The 13,522-nt window shown below is 55.6% G+C and carries 14 protein-coding genes and 3 pseudogenes; 10 read left to right on the forward strand and 7 right to left on the reverse strand.

Going from position 1 to position 13,522, the window contains the following annotated elements; all coding sequences use genetic code 11:
- The first annotated feature begins 42 nt into the window (after nucleotides 1-42).
- On the forward strand, nucleotides 43-2,076 hold the full coding sequence (locus ACJ8PL_RS05525; protein WP_442530890.1) for a S9 family peptidase: 2,034 nt from the start codon (nucleotides 43-45) through the stop codon (nucleotides 2,074-2,076).
- A gap of 35 nt (nucleotides 2,077-2,111) precedes the next feature.
- Here ACJ8PL_RS05525 and exoX read toward each other — a convergent pair whose 3' ends face one another.
- Nucleotides 2,112-2,780 (reverse strand): exodeoxyribonuclease X, encoded by a 669-nt coding sequence (gene exoX, locus ACJ8PL_RS05530; protein ID WP_033641436.1) that lies wholly within the window; start codon nucleotides 2,778-2,780, stop codon nucleotides 2,112-2,114.
- 26 nt (nucleotides 2,781-2,806) lie between these two features.
- Nucleotides 2,807-3,553, reverse strand: coding sequence for a carbon-nitrogen hydrolase family protein (locus tag ACJ8PL_RS05535; protein ID WP_197818625.1), 747 nt, complete (start codon nucleotides 3,551-3,553; stop codon nucleotides 2,807-2,809).
- A gap of 369 nt (nucleotides 3,554-3,922) precedes the next feature.
- On the opposite strand from ACJ8PL_RS05535, the gene dksA reads away from it, so the two are divergent.
- Nucleotides 3,923-4,348 (forward strand): RNA polymerase-binding protein DksA, encoded by a 426-nt coding sequence (dksA, locus tag ACJ8PL_RS05540; protein WP_442530893.1) that lies wholly within the window; start codon nucleotides 3,923-3,925, stop codon nucleotides 4,346-4,348.
- Nucleotides 4,349-4,352: 4 nt separating this feature from the next.
- On the opposite strand, the gene ACJ8PL_RS05545 is transcribed toward dksA, so the two are convergent.
- Nucleotides 4,353-5,249, reverse strand: coding sequence for a LysR family transcriptional regulator (locus ACJ8PL_RS05545; protein WP_116403894.1), 897 nt, complete (start codon nucleotides 5,247-5,249; stop codon nucleotides 4,353-4,355).
- Nucleotides 5,250-5,397: 148 nt separating this feature from the next.
- Between ACJ8PL_RS05545 and ACJ8PL_RS05550 the strand changes: the two genes are divergently transcribed.
- Together ACJ8PL_RS05550 and pip are read left to right on the forward strand one after the other, a co-directional pair.
- Nucleotides 5,398-5,793, forward strand: coding sequence for a RidA family protein (locus ACJ8PL_RS05550; protein ID WP_123867630.1), 396 nt, complete (start codon nucleotides 5,398-5,400; stop codon nucleotides 5,791-5,793).
- A 156-nt stretch (nucleotides 5,794-5,949) separates the two neighbouring features.
- Nucleotides 5,950-6,903 (forward strand): prolyl aminopeptidase, encoded by a 954-nt coding sequence (gene pip, locus ACJ8PL_RS05555; protein ID WP_004928848.1) that lies wholly within the window; start codon nucleotides 5,950-5,952, stop codon nucleotides 6,901-6,903.
- Nucleotides 6,904-6,935: 32 nt separating this feature from the next.
- On the opposite strand, the gene ACJ8PL_RS05560 is transcribed toward pip, so the two are convergent.
- Nucleotides 6,936-7,166 (reverse strand): DNA polymerase III subunit theta, encoded by a 231-nt coding sequence (locus tag ACJ8PL_RS05560; protein ID WP_016928156.1) that lies wholly within the window; start codon nucleotides 7,164-7,166, stop codon nucleotides 6,936-6,938.
- Between the two features lie 344 nt (nucleotides 7,167-7,510).
- Here ACJ8PL_RS05560 and ftnA point away from each other — a divergent pair, with 344 nt between their 5' ends.
- The 4 genes from ftnA to ACJ8PL_RS05580 all read left to right on the forward strand — a co-directional run bounded on the left by ftnA (nucleotide 7,511) and on the right by ACJ8PL_RS05580 (nucleotide 10,033).
- On the forward strand, nucleotides 7,511-8,029 hold the full coding sequence (ftnA, locus tag ACJ8PL_RS05565) for a non-heme ferritin (protein ID WP_015377481.1): 519 nt from the start codon (nucleotides 7,511-7,513) through the stop codon (nucleotides 8,027-8,029).
- Nucleotides 8,030-8,321: 292 nt separating this feature from the next.
- Nucleotides 8,322-8,738 (forward strand): CopC domain-containing protein YobA, encoded by a 417-nt coding sequence (gene yobA / locus ACJ8PL_RS05570; protein ID WP_046686875.1) that lies wholly within the window; start codon nucleotides 8,322-8,324, stop codon nucleotides 8,736-8,738.
- A 2-nt stretch (nucleotides 8,739-8,740) separates the two neighbouring features.
- The gene (gene copD, locus ACJ8PL_RS05575; RefSeq protein ID WP_442530895.1) at nucleotides 8,741-9,622 is read left to right on the forward strand and encodes a copper homeostasis membrane protein CopD; all 882 of its coding nucleotides are present in this window, start codon (nucleotides 8,741-8,743) and stop codon (nucleotides 9,620-9,622) included.
- Nucleotides 9,623-9,691: 69 nt separating this feature from the next.
- The gene (locus ACJ8PL_RS05580; protein WP_016928154.1) at nucleotides 9,692-10,033 is read left to right on the forward strand and encodes a YebY family protein; all 342 of its coding nucleotides are present in this window, start codon (nucleotides 9,692-9,694) and stop codon (nucleotides 10,031-10,033) included.
- A gap of 318 nt (nucleotides 10,034-10,351) precedes the next feature.
- Here the strand turns inward: ACJ8PL_RS05580 and ACJ8PL_RS05585 are convergent.
- Both ACJ8PL_RS05585 and ACJ8PL_RS05590 read right to left on the reverse strand, forming a co-directional pair.
- A pseudogene (locus ACJ8PL_RS05585) lies at nucleotides 10,352-11,437 on the reverse strand (tyrosine-type recombinase/integrase).
- Between the two features lie 46 nt (nucleotides 11,438-11,483).
- The gene (locus ACJ8PL_RS05590) at nucleotides 11,484-11,681 is read right to left on the reverse strand and encodes an excisionase (RefSeq protein WP_317006206.1); all 198 of its coding nucleotides are present in this window, start codon (nucleotides 11,679-11,681) and stop codon (nucleotides 11,484-11,486) included.
- 132 nt (nucleotides 11,682-11,813) lie between these two features.
- Between ACJ8PL_RS05590 and ACJ8PL_RS05595 the strand changes: the two are divergent.
- Nucleotides 11,814-12,511, forward strand: a pseudogene (locus ACJ8PL_RS05595) (SOS response-associated peptidase family protein).
- Nucleotides 12,512-12,573: 62 nt separating this feature from the next.
- The gene (locus tag ACJ8PL_RS05600; protein ID WP_442530896.1) at nucleotides 12,574-13,071 is read left to right on the forward strand and encodes a hypothetical protein; all 498 of its coding nucleotides are present in this window, start codon (nucleotides 12,574-12,576) and stop codon (nucleotides 13,069-13,071) included.
- A gap of 181 nt (nucleotides 13,072-13,252) precedes the next feature.
- Here the strand turns inward: ACJ8PL_RS05600 and ACJ8PL_RS05605 are convergent.
- Nucleotides 13,253-13,522: pseudogene (locus ACJ8PL_RS05605) on the reverse strand (DUF4113 domain-containing protein); the annotation flags it as partial.

The following is a 13,522-nucleotide window of genomic DNA, read 5'->3' on the forward strand; positions in this document are numbered from 1 at the left end:
GTGTCACTCTTGCCGCAATCTATGTAAGCGGATGATTTAGCAATGATGACCCCACCGAAAGCGGAAAAACGCCCTTATCCCATCACCATCCACGGCGATACGCGCGTGGATGACTACTACTGGCTGCGCGACGATGAGCGCGCGGACCGCCAGGTGCTGGACTACCTGCAGGCGGAGAACGCCTACACCGATGCGATGCTGAAGCCGCAGCAGGCGCTGCGCGAAACCCTGTACGAAGAGATGGTGGCGCGCATTCCGCAGCAGGAACATTCGGTGCCTTACGTGCGCCATGGCTATCGCTATCAGACGCGCTACGAGCCGGGCAACGAATACGCGATTTCCGTGCGCCAGCCGCAGGCCGAGAGTGAGTACTGGGAGGTGCTTATCGACGGCAACCAGCGCGCCGAGAACCACGAGTTTTATACCCTGGGCGGGCTGGACGTCAGCCCCGACAACCAGCTGCTGGGAGTGGCGGAGGATTTCCTGTCGCGCCGCCAGTATGACATTCGTTTCAAGAACCTGGCCGACGGCAGCTGGGCCGACGAAGTGCTGGAAAACACCTCCGGCAGCTTCGAGTGGGCCAACGACTCCTCGACGGTGTACTACGTGCGCAAGCACGCCAAGACGCTGTTGCCGTATCAGGTTTATCGCCACGTGGTGGGCAGCGATCCGCAGCAGGACGAGCTGATTTACGAAGAGCTGGACGATACCTTCTACGTCGGGCTGGAGAAGACCACCTCCGAGCGCTTTATCCTGATCCACCTGAGCAGCACCACCACCTCGGAGATCCTGCTGTTGGACGCCGATAGTGCGGACGCCAAGCCGCAGCTGTTCGTGCCGCGCCGCAAGGATCACGAGTACGCCATCGATCACTATCACCAGCATTTCTATATCCGCTCCAACAAGGACGGCAAGAACTTTGGCCTATACCAGAGCGAGCAGGCGGACGAAGCGCAGTGGCAGACGCTGATCGCCCCGCGCGCCGACGTCATGCTGGAGGGCTTCAGCCTGTTCCGCGATTGGTTGGTGGTGGAAGAGCGCAATGCCGGCCTGACGCTGCTGCGCCAGATCCACTGGCAGACGGGCGAAGAGAAGCGCATCGCCTTCGACGATCCGACCTACACCACCTGGCTGGCGTATAACCCGGATCCGGAAACCGCGCTGCTGCGCTACGGCTATTCGTCGATGACCACCCCGACCACGCTGTACGAGCTGAACATGGACAGCGGCGAGCGGACGATGCTCAAACAGCAGGAAGTGAAGAATTTCACGCCGGAAAACTACCGCAGCGAGCGGGTGTGGGTGAAGGCGCGCGATGGCGTCGAGGTGCCGGTTTCGCTGGTGTATCGCCAGGGCAGCTTCCAGCGCGGCGCCAACCCGCTGATGGTGTACGGCTACGGTTCTTACGGCAGCAGCATGGATCCGGCGTTCAGCGCCAGCCGCCTGAGCCTGCTGGATCGCGGTGTCGTGTTCGCGCTGGCGCACATTCGCGGCGGCGGCGAGCTGGGGCAGTTGTGGTATGAAGACGGCAAACTGTTCAACAAGCAGAACACCTTCAACGATTTTATCGACGTGACCGAAACGCTGATCGCCCAGGGGTACGGCGACGGCAAGCGGGTGTTCGCCATGGGCGGCAGCGCCGGCGGTCTGCTGATGGGCGCGGTGATCAACCAGGCGCCGCAGCTGTTCCACGGCGTGGTGGCGCAGGTGCCGTTCGTCGACGTGGTGACCACCATGCTGGATGAGTCCATCCCGCTGACCACCGGCGAATACGACGAGTGGGGCAACCCGAACGAGCAGGCCTATTACGACTACATCAAACAGTACAGCCCGTACGATCAGGTGAAAGCGCAGGCATACCCGCATCTGCTGGTGACCACCGGTCTGCACGATTCGCAGGTGCAGTATTGGGAGCCGGCCAAGTGGGTGGCCAAGCTGCGCGAGCTGAAAACCGACGACCGGCAGCTGCTGTTGTATACCGACATGGATGCCGGCCACGGCGGAAAATCCGGCCGCTTCAAGGCCTATGAGGATATTGCTCTGGAGTACGCCTTCATTCTGGCGCTGGCGGAGTAACGGCGAACAGCGGGCGGCCTGCGCCGCCCGCTGTGCTAGCCAATCAGATAGTATTTCAGCGTGTGCTTCATGTCCGGGCTCAGATCGTCGATGGATTTCAGCATCCAGCGCAGATAGCCGGGATCTTCCTGGGCGATGCGTTCGATTTCCTGTCCGCGATACTTGCCGAATTTGAATTTCTTCAGCAGCACCGGCTGTTCGGTGATCTGCACCATTTGCTCCGGCGTCCAGCCCGAATCCTTGATGATGCGTTGCAGCAGCGCGGCGGTGACGTAGCAGTCGTACAGCGCGCGGTGCGGGTACAGCGTGGCGTCTGCCGGCAGCTGTACGTCCAGGTTCAGCGCGTAGCGCAGATACTGGTTGCCGTACTTGATGTCCGGATACAGCGTGCGCGCTAGCTTGAGGGTGCAGATCCAGGCGCCGTTCATCTCCGGCAACACCCCGCGATCAAAGGCGGCGTTGTGCGCCACATAGTAGGGGCTGCCCTGATAGCGGCCGATCGCCACCGCGATACGCGGTTTACCTTCCACCATCTGTTCGGTGATGTGATGAATCGCCATCGCGTCGAGGCTGATGGGGCGGTCCGGGCTGATCAGATCGCTCATCGGATTGGTTAACTGGCCGTCGAGCAGATCGAGGGAGGCCACTTCCACCACGCCGCCGTCCAGCCCGCAGGTTTCGGTATCTATTACGCGTAACGTCATGCTTTCCTCCGCGTTGCCGTCAGGCTTCAGCTTAATCGGCACAGGCGGCCGTGCCAACCGTCGGAAGTCTTGCCGGCGATGATCAGCCCAGGAGCGTCATCCGGCGCGGCAACCAAAAGCGCTCCCGTTTCATCCCAGATGGCGCTGCGGCCCGCCGGGATCCAGCCGCCGGTCGGCGCCGCATGGTTGGCCATCAGCGTGACCATGCCATAACGCCGGGCGTAGTCTGCCAGCGCGGCGCTGTCTTTCGCGTAACCGGCTTCAGATACCAGCACGCCGGCAGCATAAATCTGCGCGCCCGCCCGTGCGGCGGCGCTCGCGTGGCCGGGCTCCGAAGTATCGGCGCAGATGGCCAGCGCGATGCGTTGCTGCTGTATTTCCAGCAGCGTGCCGCCCTCACCGGGCGAGAAGAATTGCTGTTCCGCGCCGTGCAGATGCTGTTTGGTATAGACGGCCACCGTGCCGTTGGGGTGAAAGATCAAGGCGGCGATATGCAGCGCCTGGCCACTGTGTAAAGGCGCGCCGACGATGATCGTCATCTGCCGCGATTGCGCCGCTGCACTGAGCGGTTGCAGGCGGGGATCGCCCAGCGTCAGCGCCAGTTCGGCAGCATTGGCCAACTCATAGCCGCTTAGCGACAGTTCGGGAAACACCAACAGCTGCGCCTGCTGTTTGGCTGCCTGCGCGACAAATTCAAGGTGACGTTCAAGGTTGCAGGCGATATCGGCCGCAGCGGCGGGGTATTGGGCGGCGGCGAGGGTAAAGCAGGGCATTGGCCATCTCTCCTGTGAGGCAATAAAAAACCCGCCTTGGCGGGTTTAATGACGGATGGAAGGACGCTTACTCACCAGACGGATGCGCTTTTTTGGCGCGTTTCTCCGCACGTTTCTCAGCTGGGGTTTTCAACGGCTTCTTCTTCGCATTTTTTTTGCTATCCATTCCCTTACTCATGATGGCCTCTCGTTACCTATGATTGGGTGGCTTGCTCAGCCATTAACCGCCTAAAGCCGGCAGGATGCAAGCGACAAAGTGCGAATTGCATTTAACCGGCTGTTTACACATGAGATTTTGTTTTAGGATGACCGGGTGATAAAAATAATTATTATGTTATAATATTACACTTTCAATGTTCGGAGAACGCAATGACTGTGATGGCATTACCGGATGCGCAGCAACTGCTGGCCATGCCGGATTCTGATTATATGAACTCGGTTCAACGGGCGTTTTTCCGTCAGTTGCTGCAGGATGAGCGGCAAAAGCTGCTGCTGCACATCGATGAGCTGAAAAAAGAGATCGACGGCGGCGAAGCGACGGGCGATGAGGCCGACAAGGCGGCGCGCGAAGAGGATTTGCGCTTGCTGTTCCGCCAGCTGGATCGCGAAAGCCGCCTGTTGCCGAAAATCGATGCGGCGCTGGCGCGCTTGCAGAACGGCGAATACGGCTACTGCCGGGAAACCGGCGAACCCATCGGGCTGGCGCGCCTGCTGCTGCGCCCGACGGCGGAACTGAGCATCGAGGCGAAAGCCGCACAGGAGATGCGCGAGCCGCATATGCGTAAAGGCGGGTAAGGTCTCAGCCGCCGAGCGTATCCACCAACAGATCGAGAAAGCGCCTGACGCGGGGTTCCAGCAGGCGCTTATTCGGATAGAGCGCCACAATCCTGACTTCTTCACCCGCCACGGCGCGCAACACCTGCCGCAGACGGCCGGCGGCCAAATCTTCCGCAATCATAAACTCCGGCAGATACGCGATGCCCAACCCGGATAGAGCGGCGTCGCGTAACGCTTCCCCACTGTCCAGCCGCAGGCGGCCGCGAAGCGGGGCCTTGACCCATTCGCCGCGCTCGTCGCGCAGCCGCCAGGGCTGTTTTTGGTTGCGGCTGCTGAACAGCAGAGCCTCGTGCCCGGCGAGCGACTCGACGGTTTGCGGTTCGCCACGGGCGGCGAGGTAGGCGGGGGAGGCGCACAGCAGGGCGCGATACCTGGCGAGGGTTCTGGACACCAGCCGGGTATCCGGCGCCGTGACGCCAATCCGCACCGCCAAATCAAATCCTTCTTCCACGATATCCGCCAGGCGATCGGAAAAACTGATCTCCACCTGCACCTCAGGCCAGGCGACGAGAAATTTCGGCACCAGCGGCAACAGGATCCGTCTGCCGAAGGCGGCGGGAGCGGTCAACCGTAGCACCCCGCGCGCGGTGCCTTTGTCGCCGGCCACGCTGGCCTCGGCGTCGTCGACCGAAGCGAGGATCTGCAGACCGCGCCGATAAAACTCTCGCCCCTCGTCGGTCAGGCCAAGCGAACGCGTGGTGCGATGCAACAGCCGCACGCTCAGCCGCTGCTCCAGACGCGCGATGGCCTTGCCCGCCGCCGAGCGCGATAGCCCCATCGTCTGTCCGCCGGCGACAAAACTGCCGGCGTCGACGACGGCCATGAAAACCTGAATGTCATTGAGATTCGCCCGCAGCATGCCGCCCCCCGAGAGCCGGTGATAAGATAATTAATTTAACATATTCAATGGATTAAATGCATAGTCAATGTCGTTTCAGTGACGACATTCATTCGCCAATCAAACGATTATAGTCGTCATGGAAACGATAAACGGTTGGAGAAGCAGCATGAGAAACGGCATCACGCACTACCATCACGGGGTCATTTGGGAAGAGGAGAATGGCGTGTCCCAAGGCGTTCGCGTCAAAGACACCCTCTACATTTCGGGGCAGTTTTCCCATGATATGCAGGGTGAGTTTATCGGCGCGGGCGATATCGAACGGCAAACCCAACAGACGTTGGACAACCTGGATCGGGTATTGGCGGGATTCGGCGCCGAACGTTCGAACCTGGCGTATGTGGAGATCTACCTGACCGACGTACAGGCGCACGTTGAACCGTGCATTGCGTTGTTCAAGCGCTATGTCGGCGATCACCGGCCCGCCGGTTCGCTGATCGGCGTCACCGGGCTGGCTTCGCCCGAGCAGTTGGTGGAGATCAGCGCGATCGCGTACCTTAACTGATCGGGCCTGTGGGCATTTTACAGGCAGGTCGTTGTGATTTTGAGCAAACGCGCGCCGAGTTCTCGGCGCGCGTTCGAGTTTTCGGGTTTTACCGTTGACCTGCCGGGCGGCTTCCGCTTTGATGAAAGCATGACTCACAGAGAGACGGAAAGCGCCATGGAACAATTACGAGGTTTGTACCCGCCGTTAGCGGCATACGACAGCGGTTGGCTGGATACTGGGGATGGCCACCGGATCTACTGGGAGCTGAGCGGTAACCCGAACGGTAAACCGGCGGTATTCATTCACGGCGGGCCGGGCGGCGGCATCTCCCCGCATCATCGTCAGCTGTTCGATCCCGAACGCTACAAGGTGCTGCTGTTCGATCAGCGCGGTTGCGGCCGCTCCCGTCCGCATGCCAGCCTGGACAACAACACCACCTGGCATTTGGTGGCCGATATCGAGCGGCTGCGCGAAATGGCCGGCGTCGAGCAGTGGCTGGTGTTCGGCGGTTCCTGGGGATCGACGCTGGCGCTCGCCTATGCGCAGACCCACCCGGAGCGCGTCAGTGAAATGGTGCTGCGCGGCATCTTCACCCTGCGCAAGCAGGAGCTGCATTGGTATTACCAGGACGGCGCTTCGCGCTTCTTCCCGGAAAAATGGGAGCGCGTGCTGTCCATCCTCTCGGATGACGAGCGTAAAGACGTGATCGCCGCCTACCGGCAGCGGCTGACCTCGGCCGATCCGCAGGTGCAGCTTGAAGCGGCCAAACTGTGGAGCGTGTGGGAAGGGGAGACGGTCACGCTGCTGCCGAGCCGCGAATCCGCTTCGTTCGGCGAGGATGATTTCGCGCTGGCGTTCGCCCGCATTGAAAACCACTACTTCACCCATCTGGGCTTCCTGGAAAGCGACGACCAACTGCTGCGCAACGTGCCGCTGATCCGCCATATTCCGGCGGTGATCGTCCACGGCCGCTATGACATGGCCTGCCAGGTGCAGAACGCCTGGGACCTGGCCAAGGCCTGGCCGGAGGCGGAGCTGCATATCGTGGAAGGGGCGGGGCATTCGTATGATGAGCCGGGCATTTTGCACCAGCTGATGATCGCCACCGACCGGTTTGCCGGCAAATGACGCAAAAAAACCCGCCGTAACGGCGGGTTTTTCTATTTAGCCTTCGGCTCGTACGGCAGGCGCGAAAACTTGTGGGATTCCGCGCGGTAGTGCGCCACGCGCTCGCGAAAATAGTCGCGCAGCGCTTCCGGTTGCTCGCGCTCCACCACTTCCGGGATCACCGGCATGTTGTAGCGCTCTTTGTACGCCACGCCTGAGGCGGCGAGATCCACATTCACCCTGTCCATTTCCTCTTTGGACAGCTCGGCCAGATTGTAACCCACGCTATGCTCCTTACTTACTTTGCCGCATTGAATCTGCGCAGAAGGTAATCCACCCGGCGGCGCTTGGCAAGCCCATTACGCCGTTGCCGGGAGCGATATTTATCCGAGAGTAATGCAATCTATTTATTCTTTTAAATAAGAATGATTCGCTTTTTGATTAAAATAAAAGATGAAAATAATTATCATGTGAATTCTCAATGTGGTGGGTATATTTTAATTTATTGATATTTATCGTTTTTATAATTAATGTTTGCTTGGTGTGAATAATGTGTTTTTATTTTTACGGCAGCAAGGCATAATGCGCGGAAATTAAATTCATGACCTGCAAAATAAAAGGAATCATTATGCTGACGCAAGAAATGACTCAAAAGCTGAATGAGCAACTGAATCTGGAGTTCTACTCCGCCAACCTGTATCTGCAGATGAGCGCATGGTGCAGCGATAAAGGCTTTGAAGGCGCCGCCGCATTTCTTAAGGAGCATTCTCAGGAAGAGATGCAGCATATGCAACGTTTGTTCGACTATCTGAGCGACACCGGCTCTCTGCCGCTGCTGGGCACCATCGCCGCGCCGCCGGTAGCGTTCGAATCGCTGGCGGACGTGTTCCAGCAGACCTACGAACACGAACAGCTGATCACTCGTCAGATCAACGAACTGGCGCACGCCGCCATGACCGCACACGATTACTCCACCTTCAACTTCCTGCAGTGGTACGTGGCGGAGCAGCATGAAGAAGAGAAACTGTTCAAATCCGTGCTGGACAAGCTGGCGCTGGTGGGCACCAGCGGCAAGGGCCTGTTCTTCATCGACAAAGATCTGAAGAAAATGGGCGCGATGGGCCAGGGCGGCAACGACCAGGCCTGATCTGCATCAGAACATCGAAAAAACCGCGCGCGGGCGAGCCTGACGCGCGGTTTTTTTTACCCTGCGTTTATCGCGGTTATGCGGCGATACGTGCTGCCGGATCGCAAAATGCCAGTGATGCGCTCGACTTGCCGCAGCGTGGTCGTTATGATTTACCGCGATACGCTACAGGGATGGTAGAGTCAAAACAGCGGGTTAGCCGATACAACCCGTTTTTCTGTTTACCCGTGGCGCAATCATTGCGGTGGGTTGGGGCCGCTGATACATCGCCTTGGCTGTGGCCTTAACCCTTATGACCCTCTTTATATTGTTAAGGGATACCACTGTGATCGGTAAAATTCGTTCCTCCTGTCGCCTGCTTTCCACCGTTTTCGTTCTGTTCGTCGGCCTGTCTTCGCAGCAAGCGCTGGCGCACGCCCACCTGAAAGTGGAAACGCCGAAGGCCGACGCCAGCGTCAGCCCGGCGCCGAAGGCGCTGACCCTCAGCTTCTCCGAAGGCATCGAACCAAACTTCAGCGGCGTGAAAATCACCGGCCCGGACAACGCCGTGGTGAAAACCGGCAAGCTGCAGCTCGATCCGAACAACAACACCCAAGTCAACGTGCCGATTGAAGGCGAGCTGAGCGCGGGTAAATACAACGTCAGCTGGCATGTGGTTTCGGTCGACGGGCATAAAACCAAAGGCCAGTACAGCTTCACCGTAAACTGATCGTGACTCTGGCGACCCTGTTCGTTCTGTGTCGCTTGGTGCACTTTGCGGCGGTGATGCTGATGTTCGGCATCAGTCTGTTCACCGCCTTATTGTCACCGCAGCGCCTCTCCCCGATCCTCTCCCGCGATGTGCGCCCCCTGCTGCTTGCCGGCACCTGGATTGCCGGGCTTTCCGCCGTGGCGCTGCTGGCCATTCAGGCCGGGCAGATGGGCGACGGTTGGGAAGACGCCTGGCGGCTGGAGGTCTGGTGGGCGGTGCTCGGCACCACCTTCGGCGAAGTGTGGCGCTGGCATCTGGGCCTGTCGCTGCTGGCGATCCTGAGCCTGCTGCTGCCGGAACGGCCGCGCGCACAGGCGTTGGCGCTGTGCTCGGCGCTGCTGCTGGTGAGCCTGGCGTTTATCGGCCACGCGGCGATGCATGAAGGCGCGTTGGGCGCGGTGCACCGCGCCAACCATGCGGTGCACCTGCTGGCCGCCGGTTACTGGTTCGGCAGCCTGGCGCCGCTGCTGGTTTGCCTGCGTTACCTGCCTCCGCCGCAGTGGCGCAGCGACGCCATCACCACGCTGATCCGTTTCTCGCGCTGGGGGCACCTGGCGGTGGCGGCGGTGATCGTCACCGGCATCGTCAACAGCCTGATCATTCTCGGCGGTTGGCAGCTCAACCTCGGCTCGCCTTATCAGCGCCTGCTGCTGATCAAAACCGCGCTGGTGGCGCTGATGGTGATGGTGGCGCTGGCCAATCGCTACGCCATCGTGCCGGCGATGAGCCGCGTACCGGCGCTGGCGCAGCGCGGCGTGGTGCTGGCCTGCTGGCTCGAAGTCGGGTTGGGGATGGCGGTGCTGCTGCTGGTCAGTTTATTTGCAACCTATGCGCCGGTATGACATTTCAGCTTGCCGCAACCGGGCAAGCTGCGGGAAAATCGGCGCGAATAGCAACCTTAAGGCCATCACATGAAATCGGTATTACTCGGCATTACGCTGCTGGCAACCGCGACCGGCGCGCTGGCGGCAGACAAACTGGTGAACATCACCAAACTGGAGTACGGCAAACAGTGGGCGTTCACCAAGGAAGAAGTGACGCTGCAGTGCCGCAGCGGCGGCGCGCTGTTTGTGCTGAATAACAGCACCCTGATGCAATATCCGCTCAACGACGCGGCGGAGCAGCAGGTGAAGAAGGGCCATCAGCGCGCGCAGCCGCTGGACGTGATCCTGCTGGACGACCCTGCCGAACCGGGGAAAAAAATGAGCATGGCGCCGTTTATCGAGCGCGCCGAGAAGCTGTGCGCTGACTAACCGCTTGTTTGCCAACGCCTTGCCCAGCGTGCGTAGATTGATGCGCATTTACCGCATAGTTATTTCGTCACGAAACTATCACGCGGCCGCCGGGCGGCTGGCAAAACTGGCGCGGTAGGCTACTCTTAAAGTGCACGGCTGAACAAGCCCTGCATTAAATGCCAACTTTTAGCGCACGGCTCTCTCCCAAGAGCCATTTCCCTAGACCGAATATAGGAATCGTATTCGGTCTTTTTTTGTGTGATTGATTTATAAGGTAAAATTTCATCCACCCACGAAAATACACGAAATTTCCACGAAAACCTATATCCGGTCTTTTTAGACAAGTACGTATTCCTTGCCTCTGGGATCGAGATATTTCTTCGTCATGATTGCTGATTTGTGGCCCAGTAGGCACTGTGCAAACTCTTCTCCTTTTTCCATGCTGTATAGCCGTGACGCGAGACTGCGAATCTCGTGAAATGTTGGTGGATTGTCACCAAGATCCAGCGTTGAGGCATTCCTGGCTTTCACAAATGCTTTGGTTAAAGCGTCAGGGTGTAACGATGTATCACCTTTCTTAGAACGGCGCGTAGTGTTGATGATGTAGTTTGAAGAATGCGAGGCTCGGCAGCGCTCTATTACATCCCCCAAGTGAAGATTTGCCGCTTCAAGATGTAGGCTTAAAGGGATGGCGATACGCATACCTGTTTTACCCATGTTCGACATGCAGTCGATCGTCGATGATGTCAGTAAAACGCATCAGAACAACATCCTCTCGCCTTTGGCCGGTGATAAGGGCCATATCCATAGCAAATCCCACCCATTGAGGGTGCTCACTTGCTGCTAAGTATATTTTTGTGTACTCATCATAATTTAGACGTTCACGTTTAACTTTAATGCGAGGGGCTCTAGTTGCTTCCACTGGGTTTGTTTTTATTCTACCTTCCACAATTGCCTCCCTGAATATATCTGACAAAATTGAACGCATTGCTCTTGATATCGAATTTTCCCCTGCGCGTTAAGTGATTCCAAATAATCAGATATCTGACGAGTGTCTATTTTTGGCAGAAAATAATCACCCATTAGTGACCTGATTATTTTTAACTGGTTAGTTCGAATTTTTATAGTGTTCGGTTTTAACTCTCTCCGGATAAGTATTACCTCGTACCTATCTAGCCACGCATTGAGTGTTAAAATGTCTTTACGGCTTTTAAGGCGATCTATGAGTGCATTGGGCAGATAGTTTTGCTCAAGGTAGTTGTTCGCTTCGATTGCTTGTGCAATGGCATCCTTTCTTGCAATCTGCCCCAAGGGAAGCTCTCGCTGCGTGATAGGGTGGCGCCAGTAGAACGATTTATACTTCTTACGATAAGTGAGATCCTTAGGTAAGTTAGCGTCGTACTTTTCTGGTCTTTTCGCCATTGATTATTCTCTCTATCAGCGGTGGAACTTCTATTGCTCCGGTTTTTTACAATGCTCTGGCAAGATTAAATGACTTGGATTGTATATAAATTGCGTTCGGTTTCACTCTGTATTCTCGCCCATGATTTTCCGGCGCTGGGTAAATGTTCCCACTACGAGCACAGCGGCGTAATGTTTTTATTGATGGCTGTTTACTCTCATAGATTTTTTCACTCCATTTTTCTAGAGTGAGTAATTTTGTCATTATCAGCTCCTCAAAAGAGAAGGGCGTAACACTGTTACGCCCTCATTATGGTTTATCTAATATGATTAGGAAGGGGCTGTGGTCGATCGTGTGTGGGCTATACTTTGCCTACTATCACTGTGAGGTTTTTGTATGTGCGGCCGCTTTGCCCAAGTACAAACAAGGGCTGACTATCTCGATTATTTAGCTTCAGAGCTCGAGTATGCAGATGCTCTGGATACTGTGCTTATTGGTCGCTATAACGTAGCGCCTGGCACCCATGTACTGCTCATCAATCAGCGCGACACCCAGCTCCACATGGATCCGGTTTTATGGGGATATGGCCCTGATTGGTGGCTTGAAATGAAGCGACAACCTGTAATCAATGCGAGGGTTGAAACTGCAGCGAATAGCCGTATGTTTAAACCGTTGTGGGAGCATGGCTGCATGCTGGTTGCCGCCGATGGTTGGTATGAGTGGAAGAAGTCACCGGATGACCCGAAGATAAAACAACCTAACTTTATCCATGCCGATGAGCCGATTTTCTTTGCGGCTATTAGTCGATTTCACACCAAAGAGGCCGAGCAGCACGATGACGGCTTTGTCATTGTCACGGCTGCCAGCGACTCCGGCTTACTGGATATCCACGATCGGCGACCGGTAGTTTTGCCTCCGGCGGCGGCCCGCGAATGGCTAAACCCCATACCTCTTCTGCGCGTGCTAGTGAGCTCGCCACGAGCGGAGCCATGCATGCTGATAATTTTGCATGGCATCCTGTATCAAAGGAAGTTGGTAGTACGCATAATAATAGTATAAAATTGATGGAAAGATTAAATAAAAATATCGTTTAATTTTTCAATAATGCTATTAGAAAGTGAGGTTTGTTTAAATTAATATTTTTACGGTGTAAATCATGAAAATTGTACCAGTTAGTGAACAAATCCCATTTCTAGGAGATTTGGGTGAGTCGTTATATGAGTTAACTGATCATGCTGATAGAGAAATGGCAATTATTGGTAGTGCTTATATTGAACGCTGCTTGGAGTTGGCGATTTCAGCGCAAATAAAGGTTTTTAATAAATCATTTAACTCGAGGAAGTTTCATAAAGACGTTGCACCTTCGTTTGCCAACAAGATAGATATGGCTATCCACATAGGCGTGGTGAAGTATGATAATGAAATACATGGGTTAAGGACAATTCAAGGTCTTAGGAATAGGTTTGCTCATTATGTGAAAAAAATTGATTGTGATTCTCCTGAAATATCTAAGGAACTTGATAAAATAAAACCTTCTTTTTTCTGTGATATAGAAAGGATGAAGAGTGAATTAATAGATATGAACCCTATCGATAATCATAGATATTCAGGAAAGGTTGCACTAAGGAATGGTGTTGTAATAGATATTATCTAATACTATGCTCATAACTTCAAAAGATGAAAAGTTGCTTTTTTCTGCGCCAGAATTTAAATGCGCATCTGACATCAGCAATAAGGATAAGTTGGCTTTATGTATTCATTTAGCATGTTTCTCTCTAGTCGGCAGGATTTGCCAAATTAATTTTGATATCATAAATGAATCTCTTTAACCTTGTTTAATATATACGGGCAATTGGTAGATCTCTGATTCGTGTCGTATACGCAGGAGAAAGCAACTCCCGCTTCATAGACCATATCTGTTGAGTACCCTGGCCGGCAAACCATACTTTCGCGCGACCAGACTTGTTGATGTGGTCTAAAACTGCCATCAGTTGTCCACTATTCTGCCGCGGCTGATATTCATCAAACAGGTTCAGTTGGGCAATGCCTTGTGAGTAGAAATCCTGCAGCATGACGCCCGCTTTCTGATAGCGGTGGCCTGTCTG

The sequence above is a fragment of the Serratia sp. CY83965 genome (genome assembly GCF_052166375.1).
GTDB lineage: Bacteria > Pseudomonadota > Gammaproteobacteria > Enterobacterales > Enterobacteriaceae > Serratia > Serratia marcescens.